The sequence below is a fragment of the Flavobacterium anseongense genome (assembly GCF_021608185.1).
GTDB lineage: Bacteria > Bacteroidota > Bacteroidia > Flavobacteriales > Flavobacteriaceae > Flavobacterium > Flavobacterium anseongense.
Window position 1 is genome coordinate 1 of record NZ_JAKIHN010000033.1, and the last position, 345, is coordinate 345.

Genomic DNA, 345 nt, shown 5'->3' on the forward strand with positions numbered 1-345 from the left:
CGGAGCCATTACGCCTTCCTCTTCAACTGCAGGAACCTATAACGTTACTTATACCATTGTGGCTGGTGGTGGATGTGCTGCCGTAACAGCTACAACTTCAGTAACCATTACGGCTCTGCCGACGGCAAGTATTAGTTATACAACGCCGTTTTGTTCTTCTGTGGCTACTGCCCAATCCGTGACTTTAACAGGAACAGGGGCTTATACCGGTGGAGTGTATTCTTCTACTGCCGGACTGACTATCAATCCTGCAACGGGAGCCATTACGCCTTCGACTTCTACTGCAGGAACCTATAACGTTACTTATACCATTGCGGCTGGTGGTGGATGTGCTGCCGTAACAGA

1 protein-coding gene is annotated in these 345 nt (G+C 49.3%); it reads left to right on the plus strand.

All coding sequences use genetic code 11. The features are described 5' to 3' along the window. The coding region (locus tag L1S35_RS13230) for a hypothetical protein (RefSeq protein WP_236401461.1) at window positions 1-345 on the plus strand (345 nt) is incomplete at both ends.